The organism is Spirochaetota bacterium, assembly GCA_026415295.1.
Classification (GTDB): Bacteria; Spirochaetota; JAAYUW01; order JAAYUW01; family JAOAHJ01; genus JAOAHJ01.
The window spans coordinates 12,037-27,005 of record JAOAHJ010000010.1; the positions used below are offsets into that span (position 1 = coordinate 12,037).

12 protein-coding genes are annotated in these 14,969 nt (G+C 24.0%); 1 reads left to right on the plus strand and 11 read right to left on the minus strand.

The genetic code is table 11. The annotated features are described in order from the left end of the window. Positions 1–19: 19 nt before the first annotated feature. The 9 genes from N3A58_02965 to N3A58_03005 form a co-directional block, all read right to left on the minus strand. Positions 20–2,482, minus strand: coding sequence for a transporter substrate-binding domain-containing protein (locus tag N3A58_02965; protein MCX8058360.1), 2,463 nt, complete (start codon positions 2,480–2,482; stop codon positions 20–22). A gap of 182 nt (positions 2,483–2,664) precedes the next feature. Then, a complete protein-coding gene (gene hslU / locus N3A58_02970) occupies positions 2,665–4,020 on the minus strand; it encodes an ATP-dependent protease ATPase subunit HslU (GenBank protein ID MCX8058361.1) in 1,356 nt (451 codons plus the stop codon). A gap of 36 nt (positions 4,021–4,056) precedes the next feature. Next, positions 4,057–4,593, minus strand: coding sequence for an ATP-dependent protease subunit HslV (gene hslV, locus N3A58_02975; protein ID MCX8058362.1), 537 nt, complete (start codon positions 4,591–4,593; stop codon positions 4,057–4,059). Positions 4,594–4,714: 121 nt separating this feature from the next. After that, positions 4,715–5,734, minus strand: a complete 1,020-nt coding sequence (locus N3A58_02980; GenBank protein MCX8058363.1) for a tyrosine-type recombinase/integrase — start codon at positions 5,732–5,734, stop codon at positions 4,715–4,717. 15 nt (positions 5,735–5,749) lie between these two features. Further along, the gene (gene topA, locus N3A58_02985; GenBank protein ID MCX8058364.1) at positions 5,750–7,900 is read right to left on the minus strand and encodes a type I DNA topoisomerase; all 2,151 of its coding nucleotides are present in this window, start codon (positions 7,898–7,900) and stop codon (positions 5,750–5,752) included. Positions 7,901–7,997: 97 nt separating this feature from the next. Next, the gene (locus N3A58_02990) at positions 7,998–9,257 is read right to left on the minus strand and encodes a DNA-protecting protein DprA (GenBank protein MCX8058365.1); all 1,260 of its coding nucleotides are present in this window, start codon (positions 9,255–9,257) and stop codon (positions 7,998–8,000) included. Positions 9,258–9,374: 117 nt separating this feature from the next. Then, positions 9,375–10,106 (minus strand): tetratricopeptide repeat protein, encoded by a 732-nt coding sequence (locus N3A58_02995; GenBank protein ID MCX8058366.1) that lies wholly within the window; start codon positions 10,104–10,106, stop codon positions 9,375–9,377. Positions 10,107–10,316: 210 nt separating this feature from the next. Beyond that, a complete protein-coding gene (locus N3A58_03000; protein MCX8058367.1) occupies positions 10,317–10,805 on the minus strand; it encodes a hypothetical protein in 489 nt (162 codons plus the stop codon). Between the two features lie 43 nt (positions 10,806–10,848). Beyond that, on the minus strand, positions 10,849–11,349 hold the full coding sequence (locus N3A58_03005; GenBank protein MCX8058368.1) for a hypothetical protein: 501 nt from the start codon (positions 11,347–11,349) through the stop codon (positions 10,849–10,851). Positions 11,350–11,535: 186 nt separating this feature from the next. On the opposite strand from N3A58_03005, the gene N3A58_03010 reads away from it, so the two are divergent. Beyond that, positions 11,536–12,192, plus strand: a complete 657-nt coding sequence (locus tag N3A58_03010; GenBank protein ID MCX8058369.1) for a CheB methylesterase domain-containing protein — start codon at positions 11,536–11,538, stop codon at positions 12,190–12,192. Here N3A58_03010 and N3A58_03015 read toward each other — a convergent pair. Both N3A58_03015 and N3A58_03020 read right to left on the minus strand, forming a co-directional pair. Further along, on the minus strand, positions 12,177–13,262 hold the full coding sequence (locus tag N3A58_03015; GenBank protein ID MCX8058370.1) for a phosphoribosylaminoimidazolesuccinocarboxamide synthase: 1,086 nt from the start codon (positions 13,260–13,262) through the stop codon (positions 12,177–12,179). The genes N3A58_03010 and N3A58_03015 overlap by 16 nt on opposite strands. A 20-nt stretch (positions 13,263–13,282) precedes the next feature. Continuing rightward, positions 13,283–14,965 carry a ribonuclease J gene (locus tag N3A58_03020; GenBank protein ID MCX8058371.1) on the minus strand — a complete coding sequence of 561 codons (1,683 nt, stop codon included), beginning with the start codon at positions 14,963–14,965 and terminating at the stop codon, positions 13,283–13,285. Between the last annotated feature and the right edge of the window lie 4 nt (positions 14,966–14,969).

Consider the following 14,969-nt stretch of genomic DNA (forward strand, 5'->3'; position numbering starts at 1 on the left):
TTTATTTAGATTTAAATTATTATTTTTGGAGTAATTCTTGAATAGTTTCAGATAATTCTATAAAATCAAATGGTTTATTAATGAAAATAACATCTTTAAACTTAAACTTTATATCTTTGATTTCAGATAATTTTTCATCTTCAAGATATCCTGTTGCAAAAATAATCTTAAAATCAGGGTTTTTATCTTTAATCTTCCTAAGAAGCTCACTCCCAGACAAACCTGGCATAATAAAATCAATTATTGCAAGAGAAAGATTATTTTCATTTTCAATAAAAGCTCTATAACCATCATTACCATTTTTTGATATAATAACATCATAACCACATTTTTCAAGCATCTTTTCAGTAGCTTGCAAAACTGTTTCATCATCATCTACTACAAGAATAGTACCACTACCTTTCACAAGCTTCTTTTCATCAATTAACTCATCACTAAAAATAAAATCACCTTTATAAATAGGTATATAAATATAGAATGTTGTCCCAAATCCTTCATTTGAATAAAAATCTATGTAACCATTATGAGAACTTATTATTTTATAAACTATAGAAAGCCCCAGGCCTGTTCCTTTGCCATCAGTTTTTGTTGTAAAAAAAGGATCAAATATTTTATCCTTGTATTCTTCAGGTATACCCACACCCTCATCTTTAATACTAATTAAAAAGTTTTCTAAGTTATTTCTTTTTACCTTTTCAACTTTTATAAAAATATTTCCTCCAATTTTATCATCTTTCCTCATCACTGTCATAGCATCATTTGCATTTAATATTAGATTTATAAAAACTTGTTCTAATTTTATTTTATCTCCTTTTACAATAGCTTTATCATAATAAGGTTCAAATTTTATCTTTACAGTTTTATCAATAGAAGGAGCTACAATAGCTATTGAACTATTTATAACAGAATTCAAATCTATAAATTCACCACTACTTTTAGTTTCCCTTGATAACTCAAGTATTTGATTAACTATCCCAGAACCTTTAGAAATAGATTTTTCGATTATTTCAATATTTTCAATAAGATCATTTTTGTTTATATTTTCATTCTCTTCAAGATCAATTTTCATTAAAGAGGCTATTCCACTTATCCCATGAAGAATATTATTAAAATCATGTGCTATACCACCAGCTAAATTTCCTATCATTTGAAATTTCTGAGCTTTCATTAAAGTTTCTTCCATTCTTTTTATATCAGTGATATCCTGAAGATAAACTATTACACTTGACAGCATCTTTTTAATACTTAATTTTTGACTAGGTATTGATTCTTTTTTATTATCAAAAATTTTATAACTTTCTTCTTCAAAGTGGTATTTAAATGGAAAAACTTTTACAGAAAAATAAAATTTTTCATTATTAAAAATTATATCTTTTATCTTTTCTATATTTTCATAATTAGAGTTAAATATTAAAATTATAGAATCTTTTATGTCTTTGTCTTCTATCAATCTTTTTATTAAATTTTCATAATTAAAATTATCAGTTTTCTTAATATTTTTATATATCTCTGGAATATGAATATATTCAATATCTAAATTTTTATTAAAAATAATAAAAATTTCAGGGATAGAATTTAATAATAACTTTAATTTTTCTTTCTCATTTTCAAGTTCTCTAAGAGTATCTCTTAAATTCTTTGTCCTGGAATCCACCTCTTTTTTCAAAATTAAGCTTGTAAGTAATAAGATTAAAAATACAATTAAAAAACCTATTAAAACAAAAAAAATTATTCTAATGTAATTAAAACTTAATAGTTGTACGCCAAACCATTTTTTTCTAAGCTCAGTTATTTTGTTTTTATCAATATTTTTAAATCCATCTTCAATTAAATTTAATAATTGTTCATTCCCTTTTCTAACTGCTCTATGAAATTGACCTGTATAAAGAATAGGTCCTAACTTAAAATCTTGATAAATGTTATATTTTATAAGGTAGTAAACAGCAGGAGGACCATCTATTGAGAATATTTTTACATTTCCAAACTTTGCTTCTTTTATAATATCTTCATAACTTGAATAATAATGTAAATCTTTTATTCCATTATTTTTAAGAAAATTTATAACATTATCGCCAGCTTTAACAGCAATTGAAAATCCTCTAAGTGCTTTTATGCTATTTATTCCTGTTATAGATTTATGATAATATATAGGAACTTCTATTTTTTCATAAGGATTGCTATATGTTAACCATTTTGCTCTTTCGGGATTAAAAAAAATAGTATCAATAACATCACCTTCTCCATTTTTAAATCTTGTTAATGCTTCATCCCAATTAAAAGCTTTTATTTCAACTTTAATATTATTTTCTTTTTCCCATAACTTCCATAAATCAACAAGAAATCCTGTAAGAACTCCATCTTCATCAACAAAAATATAAGGAGGATAATTTATATCAATGTAAACTTCTATATAATCTTTATTATAAAATGAATTTATTCTTTTTTTATCTTGATTATTTGATTCTATTTTTATATTTAGCAAAAAAATAAAAATAAAAATTAAATGATAAATAATTAAGAATCTCTTTTTTTTTATATGTATACCCTTTTATCTTAATTTAATTTTAAAAATAATTATAAATAATTTCTTTTAAAAAACAATAACATTTTATAAAACTAGTAATATTTTTAGCAAAATGTTATATTATACTTATACTCTAAGTTTTATAATATATATTTCATAATATCGTTATCTTGTATAATTCCAGCAAGTTTTTTTCTTACAAATTCTCTATCTATTTTTATCTCTTGTCCACTAAGTTCTTGAGCTTCAAATGATATATCTTCAAGCAAATACTCTAAAACTGTATGTAATCTTCTTGCACCAATATTATCAGTTTTTTGATTTATTTCATAAGCTATTTTTGAAATTTCATCTAAAGAATCCTCTGTAAAACTAAGTTTAACCCCTTCTGTTGCTAATAAAGCTTCATATTGTTTAATTAAAGCATTCTCAGGTTCAGTCAATATCCTTTTAAAATCTGCATTTGTTAATGATGAAAGTTCAACTCTGATAGGAAATCTTCCTTGCAATTCAGGAATAAGATCGGAAGGTTTAGAAAAAGAGAAAGCACCAGCTGCTATAAAAAGTATATGATCTGTCCTTATTATACCATACCTTGTATTAACAGTAGTTCCTTCAACTATTGGGAGTAAATCTCTTTGCACACCTTCTCTTGAAACATCAGGTCCATGAGTATCTCTTTTACCTATAATTTTATCAATCTCATCAATAAAAACAATTCCTAAATTTTCTACTCTATCCTTAGCAATATCAACAACTTTATCAAAATCAATAAATTTTTCCACTTCCTGATCATAAAGTATTTTTTTGGCTTCTTTTACTGTTACTCTTCTAGATTTCTTTTTAGGAGGAAGGCCTGGGAATATTCCGCCAATAGCAACACCCATATCTTCCATACCAGGTACATTAAATAGATCACCTATTGATTGTTGTTCAATAACCTCAATTGTTATTGTTTTATCATCAAATTTACCATCATAATAAAGTTTAGATATTTTATCTATAGAATTTGAAAAATCTGTATCAACTATCTCTATTTTACCTGATGAATTTAATTCAGAAGAGATTGGAATAAGTTTTTTAATAATAATATCATCAACTTTTTCTTTAACTTGTCTTTCTACATTTTTAATCATCTCTTTTTTAACCATATTTATGGCTATATTAAGGAGGTCCTTAATAATTCCTTCAACATTTCTTCCAACATAGCCTATCTCTGTGTATTTTGTAGCTTCTACTTTAATAAAAGGAGCCCCTGAAAGTTGAGAGATTCTTCTTGCAATTTCAGTCTTACCTACTCCTGTTGGACCTATCATTATAATATTTTTTGGCAATATTTCATTTCTTATATCTTCTTTTATAAGTTTTCTTCTTATTCTATTTCTTAAAGCAATTGCTATAGCTTTTTTTGCTTTTTCTTGTCCTATAATATATTTATCAAGATGTTTAACTATATCTTTGGGTGTAGCTTTTTCTAAATCTATGACCTTATCCATTTTTACCTCTTAAATATTTTATTTTTAATTGATAAATTATTTCAGTTCCTCATAGTTAAAATTACTATTTGTATATATACATATTTCAGAAGCTATTTTCATAGATTTTTCACAAATCTCTCTTGGTTCCAGATTTGTATTTTCATAAAGTGCTTTTGCAGCAGAATATGCAAAAAATCCTCCTGAACCAATAGCAATTACCGGAATATCAGGCAATATAACTTCTCCAGTACCAGATAATAATATAATATCATTTTTATCTGCTGCTATCATCATAGCTTCAAGTCTTCTTAATATTCTATCAGTTCTCCAATCCTTTGCTAGTTCATATCCACTTCTTTTTAAATCCCCATTAAATTTGTTTAACTTTTCTTCAAACCTTTCAAGAAGTGCAAAAGCATCAGCAACAGCACCAGCAAAACCTACAAGAACTCTATCATTATATATTTTTCTAATTTTTCTTGCATTATTTTTTAAGATAGCATTTTGCAAAGTAACTTGCCCATCTCCAGCCATACAGACTTTATTATCTCTTTTTACACACAATATAGTAGTCCCTTCAATTTTAAACATTAATATCTCCTATCTATCATTTAAAGGTATATTTCTCTGTAAAAAAAATAAAGAAAATAATTATTAAAGTCAATAATTAATTTAATAATTATATATTTTTTAAGAAAATTTAAAAAATATTTTATCCATGTGGATGAAATTCTTTATAAATTCTTTTTTTTCTTTCTATATCAAGATGTGTATATACTTCTGTTGATGCTAAAGAAGAATGCCCAAGTAATTTTTGAATAAATCTTATGTCTGCTCCATTCTGTAAAAGTAAAGTAGCAAAAGTATGTCTTAACTTATGTGGAAATATATTGCTATTATTTTTACCCCATGACAAAAATCTTTTTTTTATTATAAAAAATACACCCCCCCTTGTCATTTTTCTTAATTTTTTATTTAAAAATATAAAGTCATTCTTGTTAATATCATTTGAATAATCTTTATTAAGGTTACCTTTATTAAAAATTTTCTTATTATTAATATCTTTTTTACAATCAATATATTTATTTTTTTTCGATTCTAATAAAATTAACAGCTCCTTCTTATATATCAAAAAATATTTAAGAAATGTTTCTGAAATTGGAACAATTCTAAATTTACCGCCTTTACCATAAACTCTTATAACTTTGCCAATGGTACTTATACTTGAGAAAGATAAATTTATAAGTTCAGAAACTCTCAAACCAGAGCCAACTAATAATTCAAAAATTAAATAATCTCTTAAATCAAAAATATCATTACTTTTTTCATACTCATTTTTCAAATAATTCAAAAATTCGAAAATTTCATTATCAGTAAAAAATGATGGAAGTTTTTTACCCTTTTTTAAAGTTTTTAATATGTAAGATGGATCTTTATTTACCAAGTTTTTTTTATAAATAAAATTATAGAATCTTTTTATAGAAGAAATTTTTCTATTAATAGAAGATGGTTTAAAATTTTTTAATCTTAACTCTTGAATATAGTTTTCAAGATGATAGCTCTCTACTTCTAAAAGACTTATCTTAAAATTTTCTCTTAAATACTCTTTTAAATCTTTTATATCTTGAATATAAGCATTTCTAGTATTTTCAGAAAACAATTTTATAGATACCAAAAAATTTTCAAAATCTGTTACATATTTATCTGCAATTTTTTCATCTCTTTTTTTCATTTCTCGTATTATAAATTAAATTTTAAGTTTTTTCAAATCATCTTTACTAAATTCTTTTCCACAATCTTTATTTACACACTTAAATATTTCACCATTTATATTAACTATTAATTCACCACATTTATCGCATTTTAAATAAGATAATTTTTTACTAAAACCAACCCAGTTGCAATTTGGAAAATTTGAACAACCCGCAAAATATTTCTTCTTATTTTTTGACACTCTTTTAATAATTAAGCCAGTTCCGCATTGAGGGCATACTCCAAAAGTATAATTCTTTATATTTTTACACTTAGGATAATTTTCGCAACCAACAAACTCACCATATTTACTAAATTTTTTAATCATCTTTCCTCCACAAAGTTCACATTTTATGGAAGTTTCCTCTTTAATTTTATCTTTTACAGACTCAATTTTTAAAAACTTTTGCAAATATGGCTCAAAACCATTCCAAAAACCTTTTAAAACTTTTAAATAATTCGAATTTCCATTTTCAATTTTATCTAACTCCTCTTCCATTTCTCTAGTAAAATCATATTTAAAATGTTCTGGGAAATTTTCTACTAATAGATCACAAACAATTTTACCTATTTTAGTCGGTACAAGTTTTTTATTTTCTACAACTACATAATTTCTCTCTTTTAAGGTAGAAACAATTGTAGCATAAGTAGAAGGTCTACCTATACCACTCTCCTTTAACTTCTTTATAAGAGTTCCTTCATCATATCTTGCTGGAGGTTCAGTAAAGTTTTTTTCTAACTCATAAAAATATAGGGGGAACAATTCTCCTTTTTTAATATCTGGAAACTCTTCAAAAGATATTGGTAATTTTAATTTTTTATAAACTTCGAGATATCCTTTTTCCACAACTCTCCTCTTAGTTGTCTTAAATATTATTCCTTCATAGTTGATAGAAATATCTAAAACTTCTATTTTCACAGGTTTCATAAAACTGGAGACAAATCTTTCCCATATTATTGAATAAAGTTTAAATTGATCTTCATTTAAATATTCTTTAATTTTCTCAGGTGTTAAACTTACATCTGTAGGTCTTATAGCTTCATGAGCATCTTGCGACAATTCATCTGATATTGAAAACAACTTTTCATTGTAAAAATAATTATTTTCACCATAATTTTTAATTATGAACTCCTTAACTTCATCTTTAGCAGTTTGGGAAACTCTTGTTGAATCAGTTCTCATATATGTAATAAGCCCCATTCTTGTTGAGCCAATTTCAACCCCCTCATATAAAGTTTGAGCTACCAACATTGTTTTCTTTACTGGAAAATTTAATAAAGAAAATGCTTCCTGTTGCAATGTAGCAGTAATATATGGGGGTTTATTTTTAATTTCTGACTTTCTTGATTTTATCTCTAATAGTTCACCTTTAAGATACCTTTTACATAATTGTTCCAATGTTTGAAAAATTTCAAAATCTTTTGAATCTATTTTTTTACCATTATAATTTATTGCTGTTGCAATCAAAAATAGATCTTTATTCTTTTCTATATATTTTTTATCTATTTTTTTTCTATCAATTTCATTTGAACCATTTAAATCTTTTTTTATTAAAAAAGATCCTATTAATTTGTAATACTTTTCTGGAATAAATTTTTCTCGTTCTTTTTCTCTTTCAACAATCATTCTTAAAGCAACAGTTTGAACTCGTCCTGCTGAAAGATCTCCACCAGCTTTTTTGATAAGAATTGGAGATACTTTATACCCAACAAGTCTATCTAAAACTCTACGAGCTTTTTGTGAGGATACTTTATTTTGATCAACATCCCTAGGATTTTTTAATGAATCTAAAATTGCTTTTTTAGTAATTTCATTAAAAACTACTCTCTTTATATTTGCATTTTTTACTTCTTCTTCTATAATTTCTTTTACATGTGCAGCAATTGCTTCCCCTTCCCTATCATTATCCGAAGCAATTAGTATATTTTCCGCTTTTTTTGAAAGTTCTTTTAATGCTTCAATCTCTTTTTTTCTATCTTTTTTTATAACAAATTTAGCCTCAAATCCATTTTCAATATCAACAGCAATTGGCCACTTAGGAAGATCCTTTATATGACCTTTTGTCGATATTACTTTATAATCTTTACCTAAATATTTTTCTATTGTTTTAGCTTTAGATGGAGATTCAACCACAATAAGATTCATCTTTTTTACTCCTACTTATTTTTTATCAATATCAATAATAATAAACTTAAAGAAATATAAAAAAATAATTATTATTATCAATAAAAAGTAAGCTAGTTTAGCAAAATCCTATTAATTGATCAAAAATAGTGTCTTCAATTTTAATATTATTATAAATTGGGTAATAGTAAAGACCATTTGATATTTTTATTTTATTTTTTTTTATTAAATCAACGATAGTTCTCAATATTATTTTAATATCAATTTTTATTTCATTATCATTAATAAATTTAACTATTTTATTAAAATCTGAATATGGTTTCAAAATAAAATAGCTCAATATTAACTTATTTAAGTTACTTACAAATAGCTTATCATCAAAATTATTGTTTTTATTTTTATAAATACTAAAAAAGTTATTTTCTATTAAAAAGTGTTGCCCATTTGAAAAAAAATTAAACAACTTTACTTTATCATTATTAGTTCTAGAAATTTCAATATTACCTTCATATCTTTTATCATCTTTTTTAAAAAATGAATAAACTTCTTTCCCAAATTTTATAGAATATTTAGCAGTTATTAGTCCTCCAGAAGGAATTGCTCCTTGGATGAAATATATTTTATTACCAATAAAAGCAATAAGTCTATTTCTAACATAAAAATTTTGTTTAAAAGGCATTGTACCTGGTGGATATTCAGATATTAATAGAGAATTACCATTCAACATCTTCTTGTATAAGACCAAGTTTTCAGCAGGATAAATTATATCAAGTCCATTACCAACAACTGCTAATGTTTTTCCACCATTTTCTATTGCAGCTAAATGAGCAAAAAAATCAACCCCCTTAGCAAAACCAGAAACAACAATATAACCATTTTTTGAATAATAAGATGAAATTTTTACTGTCATCTCTTTAGAAATTTCAAGTATATTTCTTGAACCTACAATGGAAACATATTTTTGTTGTTCTTCAAATAAAATTTCTATATTTCCAATATAAAAAATCACAGGTGAAGGTTTAAGGAATTCCTTATCAAAAATTAATCCTGGTACTCTCAATGGATAATTTTCATCATAAATTGTAATAACATTAATATTAATGTGATCTTTTTTTTTAATTTTTCCTTCTATTAAATTGGAAGCTTGCTCCTTGAAATAATCCCATTTTTCTTTTATTGCATTTTCTTTTATCTTTAATTCACTTTCTTTTATTTTAATAATTTTATTCCAACTTTCATATTTAAATTTCAATATTTCATCTATATCTTCATTAAAATAGTAAAATAATTTAATTTTGTTTTTAAGAGAAATAACCTTTTCATCTATTAGAAAAAAAGAGATTAAATCTATTTTATTAAATTTATTTTTCCATTTCATAAATCAAATTTTTTAATATTTATTTTCTATTAATTTTACTTTTTAACTAATTTCCATTTTTTCAATAATAACTCTATTTTATTTTTCTGTTTTTTAAAATTTAATTTTTTTATATGCTCATTTATTTTTTAATTCATTTTGAATTTGTTCAATATTCTTTTTAACCTGATCAATTCTTGAATCGCCTTTTGGTAATTTTTTTAATAAATCAAGGTAAATATTTAAAGAGGATTGTTTATCTCCCATCAAATAATATATTTGTCCCATTACAAATAGAGCTCTTATATGATCAGGGTTTAATTCTAATACTTTTTCAATATATTTTTTTGCTTCTAAATAATCATCCATTTGATATAAATAAAAAACCCCCATAGCATAATAAGCAGTTTCATATTTAGGAGATATACTAATAGCCCTCTCATAATGTTTTAAAGCATTTTCTATATAATCTTTCCTTCTCTTTTCGATAATTTCAGATGAAATTAAATTAGCATAACAGACACCAGCATAATAGTTTGTTTCAGCTTGAACAGGGTCAATCTCCAAACTTTCTAAAAAATAAGGCAGCGCATCTTTAAATTTTTCATCATAAAAGTAGACTTCTCCAATTTTTTTATTAACATTTTTTAACCCTTCTCTTGCTGTCAAATCACTGCTATACTTTTCATAAATTTTTTTTGCTTCAAAAAGCGAAGGAAGATCGTTTCTAGCTAAAAGTTTATTAGCTTTATAAAGTTCCCAAGATTTACCTGAACATGAATATAAAACTATTAATAACAAAATTAGTGTTATAATTTTCAAATTTAACAACAATTTATTGACAATTAAATAAAAAAATTTCTTTTTCATATCATCCTCTTTAAATTATTAATAAAACTCTTTAACTTCTGAAAATAATAATTTTAGAAATAATTATTTTGAAAAAACAAAAAATCTTTAATTATAAAAAAAATAGATTAATTAGAAAAAATTTCAAAAATATTAATAATTTACTCAACTTTTATTATACTAAAATTTATTAAAAAATATTTCTTACTAAAAATAAAATTTTTTTTAATCTTATTTTCTTATTAATTGAGCTCCATAATATACACTTAAGAAGATTAAAAAAACTGTTATAAAATTAAAAAATAAAATCCTAAAATGATAGCCCATCTTTATATAAAATAGGTATAAATTTAAATTGTTTCCTTTATAAAGAATAGTTTGAGGATAAATTGTAAAAACAAATGTTAAAATAGAAGATAAAATAAAAATAATAAGAGAAAAGATTAATCCAAAATAACCATTCTGATATCTAAAATATATCCCACCTAAAAAAGAATTAATTATAATAAATAATACATAAACAAATAAATTTGACTCATTTTCATATCTACCTAAAATAGGTATTTGGAATAAAGAAAAAAGCAATGAAGTTAATAAAATATAGACAGCAAGGTTAATATAGTAAACAAATGTTTTTTCTCTTAAATTCTTATATTTTTCTCTAATTTCATCTAAATTGTAAATAAACTTTCTTTGACTATTTTTGTTTTCATCTGACATAATAGAATCTCCAAATAATTTATTTATTTATAAAATATAATTATTAATAATAAATTAAATTAAGGTTCTCATTAAAAGTATAGTTAATTTTATATTTTGAAACAGTTGGATTAGTTTCAATAGATATACTCCCTTTGAAATGGATATTTTCAATATTAAGATTCTTTTTCATATCATTTAGCTCAATATATAAATGATCATCTTTTCCAGAATCAATTGTATGAAATACATTAAAGTTTCTCACTCTTCCATTAAAAATATTTCCATTTTTAACATTAACTTTATAGAAAATATCATAATAAGTAATAAATATTGGAAAATTAGAACTATTATAAATATAAAATACAAGGAAATATTTATTTTCTTTAAAAATGAACTTTTCACTTTTTATAGTTATTTTTTTTATCTGTTTGGCAGAAAAAGATAAATCCGAAATAAGATCAATATATTTTTTAGAAACAAAAAACAATAATATTAATAAAACAAAAAGGATACAAAAATCTATTTTAATTTTTTTTCTTTTTTCTATTAAAAAATCTCCCATTTTAACCTCTAATTTAAAACTTTTATTTAATTTATTTTTAATATATTTATCAATAAAATTATAAAAATTACAATAAAAAATTCTTAAAAAAATATATAAATTAAATAAAAATAATTACAATTAAATTAAATTTGAATTTTTTATAAAATTATTTATCTTTTGTAAAAATATTTGGTTTTAAGAATAATGAAAAATTTAAAAAATGAGCTTAAGACATCTACAAATATTTTGTCAACACCATTTAAATATAAAATAATATTAATAGGCTCCTCTACAGGTGGAGTAACTTGTCTTCAAAAAATAGTTGAAAATTTGAATCCAAATTTACCACCAATAATAATAATACAACATATGCCAGAAAATTATACTGCAAATTTTGCAAAAAGATTAAATGATATATCAAAATTATTTGTTAAAGAAGCTGAAGATGGTGATATTCTTCAAATTAACTATATTTATATTGCAAAAGGTGGAAAACACTTAACATTAGATTATTTTCTAGATAAAGACAAAATGGTTAAATATAAAATTAAACTTTCAGATATTGAAAAATATAATTACATTAAACCTTCAATAGATATTACTTTCATAAGTGCAAGTAATATTTTTAACCAAAATATTCTTGCTATTTTACTTACTGGAATGGGGAAAGATGGAGCTGAAGGACTTAAAATTATTAAAGATCGCGGTGGTTATACCATAATACAGGATAGAGATTCTGCAGTTGTATGGGGAATGCCAGGTCATGCTTATAAAATAGGTGCATATCACGAAATTTTGCATATAGAAGACATTGCAGATAGAATAATGGAACTTGTAAATAAAGATCAAACTACTATATAATTCTTAATAATCTTAATAGAATCTTTTAAATCAAAAATATTTTTAAAATAATCAAATCCAATTATTTTATTTGTAACATAGCAATATATAGAGGATATAGCTTTTTTTAAGTCTTCAGGAAGTTTTTCTGGTTTACTTTTACATATCTCTTTCCAGTTAAATCTATCCTTTTTTTTAGCATATTCTAAATCTTTATACCATTCACTATTTCTATAGTATATTCTTAAAATCTCCTTACTTAAATGAACTCCTTCATAAAAAAACCTACATTCATCAAGAGTTCCAACTACATCAACCACCATAAAATCTCTGTTTTCATCAAAAGCAACCTCTATTTTTCCATCTATATTTTCAAACCCTAATCTATTATATTCTTCAGAAATAATATTATTAATGGACATTAAAAGCTCTATTAATTTATTCATTTCAAAATTATTTAGCCCAGATATCTTTTGAGCTTCATACCTATTAATATATCTATCAGTAATTTCCAATTTTGTAGAAAAATCAAAGATTGGTTTATTCAAGAAAACATCTATTTCAGGAAATTTATCAAGGTCATAATCCAAAAGATTTATTTTATTTTCTCTGAATCTTTTCAAGAAAGAGCTACCTTCTGTTATTTTATTTCTGTAAATAATTTCAAGTGGAAGTAAAAAATTTGAAGTTTTGATTTTATAAACATCATAATTGTAATTATTATTCAAAAGATTAGGTTTATAAACATTTACAAGTTTTATTTTCATTTTATCAAATCTATTTTGATCTTTATAATTATAATTAACATGATTTTTATTTTTATATATTTCATTTTTTAAATCTTCAACTGTAAATAGTTTTTCATTATCTCCAAATAGGATCCCTTTATAGTGAGTTTTGATGCCTTTTTTTTCTAGTAATTCAAAAAAATATGCCGAAAGAATATTTATTGCCTCTCCCTTATTTTGAATATGATCTGGCATCTCACCCCAATCAAAAACAGAATATCTATCAGAAAAAACAAAAATACCTTCGCCAGATATATTTTCAGAAGGTTCTTTTATTACTTTTAAATCTTTAACTGACCCCATATGCCCTCAAAACTTAATTTTCAGTTTTCTTCTATCTCCACAATCATAGATAGTATCATAGGTTCTCTATCAAGTACTCTCTTATAATATTTTTGTAAAATGGATCTAATTTTATTTTTTAAGTTTGTAAAGTTTACGCTTTTCCTATCATTAATAGTATCATCAAGCCATTTTTGGTATATCTTTATAACAAGTTTGACACTTTTTTCAATAAATTCTTCTGAATCATTCACATAAATAAACCCTCTTGTAACAATTTCCGGGTTTGAAATAAGCTCAAGATTTTTTTTATTTACAGTTAGTAAAACAAAAACAACCCCGTTTGTTCCTAATATTTTTCTATCTTTAATAACAATATCTGGGATATCTCCTATACCCTTTCCATCTATGAAAACTTCATTCAATTCAAGGTTAGTAACCTTTTCTATTCTATTTTCATCTATCTCAATAACATCACCATTTGATAGAATAAATATATTTTCATCTTTTATTCCTACCATTTTTGCAAGTTCTGCATGAGCATAAAGATGCCTTAATTCTCCATGAACAGGAATAAAATATGATGGTTTTGTAAGATTTAACATAATTTTTAGTTCTTCAGCAGATGCATGTCCTGAAACATGTACATCCTCTATTTCTTTATTATAAACCTTTGCTCCAAGTTTATAAAGTTTATTAATAATTCTAACAACTAGTGGTTCATTTCCTGGGATAGTAGATGATGAAAAAACAACAATATCTCCTTTTTCTATACTTAAAAATTTAAAATTATCATCAGCTATTTTACTTAAAACAGAGAGAGGTTCTCCTTGAGTTCCTGTAACAATAATAACTTTTTCCTTATTAGGAAAATCATTTATATCTTGAATAGGGTGTATAAAATTATCATTTATATCAAGATATCCAAGTTCCTTTGCAATCTTAATATTCTTTTCAAGAGACATGCCAGAAACAAATATATGTTTTCCATTTTTAATTGAGATTTCAGCAATTTGTTGTATTCTATGTATATTTGTAGAAAAAGTTGCAAATATTATTCTTCCTTTAGATTCTTTAATTAATTTTTCAAGTGTGCCTGAAATTTTTTTTTCTGACTCAGAAAACCCTTGACTCATAGAATTAGTTGAATCAGATAAAAGAAGAAGTACCCCTCTTTCTTTTGCTTCAGCCAAGCTATAAAAATCAAATGTCTCCCCATCCACCGGTGTATTATCTATTTTAAAATCACCTGTATAAACAATATTGCCATACTTTGTCTCTATAATAAATCCTACAGAATCGGCTATAGAGTGATTAACTCTAAACGGTATTAAAATAAAATCACCAACCTTATACTTAAACCTTTGATTTAATTCTATAAAATTTAAATCAATAAAATTATTTAATCCAATTAATCGGTTTTTAATAAAAGCATTTGTAAGTTTTGTACCATAAATATTTACTTTGCCAAATTCTTTAATTAAATAAGGGATTCCACCAATATGGTCTTCATGCCCATGAGTTAAAAATAAAGCTTTAAACTTTTCCCTTTTTGACCTTATATAATCAAAATCAGGAATAACAAGGTCAATCCCATATAAATCATAAGATGGAAACATTACACCACAATCTATTGCAATTAAAGTGTTTTCAGTTTCAAACAGAGTCATATTTCTACCAATTTCACCTAACCCACCAATAGGAATAATCCTTAACACAGCCACTAAA